The sequence below is a fragment of the Acinetobacter sp. genome, assembly GCF_036666595.1.
Lineage (GTDB): Bacteria > Pseudomonadota > Gammaproteobacteria > Pseudomonadales > Moraxellaceae > Acinetobacter.
This window is the reverse complement of sequence record NZ_JAVWVO010000117.1, coordinates 1-357: the sequence shown is the minus strand read 5'-3', so window position 1 is coordinate 357 and position 357 is coordinate 1. Positions and strand designations below refer to the sequence as shown.

General features: G+C 32.5%; 1 protein-coding gene. It reads right to left on the bottom strand.

The genetic code is table 11. The features are described 5' to 3' along the window. Window positions 1–196: 196 nt before the first annotated feature. Window positions 197–357, bottom strand: a 161-nt coding sequence (locus RR876_RS17095) for an addiction module antidote protein (RefSeq protein WP_332637203.1), incomplete at its 5' end; no start/stop codon positions are given.

Here is a 357-nt window from a genome sequence, read left to right as displayed (position 1 = left end):
ATGGTAGTAATGGATTACCAAAGAATAGAGTACAGGCATTAAATTGGCTAAAAAAGGCAGCGAATAATGGACATGCTCAAGCTAAGTTAGTACTTGCTGGACTTCAATAATTATCAAGATTTTCTAAAATTAACATAATACACCTTATACGAAATTAAAAAATGGAGCCTAAAGCTCCATTTTTTAATAACTTTTTTTAAATTGCTAAGCGTAAATTCAGTGCTTTTACAACTTTAATCACAGTATCAAAACTAGGGTTAACATCACCAGAAAGTGCTTTATAAAGACTTTCTCGGCCTAAGCCTGTATCTCGTGATAATTGAGCCATTCCTTTAGCTTTTGCAATGTTACCTAAAG